Here is a 557-nt window from a genome sequence, read left to right on the forward strand (position 1 = left end):
GGTGAGCAAGAATACCGTACCCGTGGTGTTGCGTACTGCCCACACTGTGATGGTCCTTTGTTCAAAGGTAAACGTGTTGCCGTGATTGGTGGCGGTAACTCAGGTGTTGAAGCAGCAATTGACCTTGCAGGGATTGTTGAGCATGTCACTTTAGTTGAGTTCGATACCAAACTTCGTGCTGACCAAGTGTTGCAAAATAAATTGCATAGCTTGCCAAACACAACGGTGATTATGAATGCCTTAAGTACAGAAGTGTTAGGCGATGGTTCACAAGTGACCGGTTTGAAATATAAAGACCGTGCGACCGATGAAGAGCATGTGGTCGAGCTTGCAGGGATCTTTGTACAAATTGGTTTACTGCCAAACACTGACTTCTTGAAAGACAGTGAAGTTGAGTTAACCAACCGTGGCGAGATCATTGTCAATGACCGCAACGAAACCAATGTACAAGGTGTATTTGCTGCGGGTGACTGTACGACTGTACCTTACAAGCAAATCATTATTGCTACAGGTGAAGGTGCTAAAGCATCACTCTCAGCGTTTGATTACATCATCCG

Annotated in this window: 1 protein-coding gene; it reads left to right on the forward strand. The window is 45.2% G+C overall.

The window, feature by feature from the left end:
* Positions 1-557, forward strand: a 557-nt coding sequence (locus tag ACTJJH_RS18370) for an FAD-dependent oxidoreductase (RefSeq protein ID WP_440601575.1), incomplete at both ends; no start/stop codon positions are given.

The organism is Acinetobacter sp. 22301 (genome assembly GCF_052045285.1).
GTDB lineage: Bacteria > Pseudomonadota > Gammaproteobacteria > Pseudomonadales > Moraxellaceae > Acinetobacter > Acinetobacter pittii.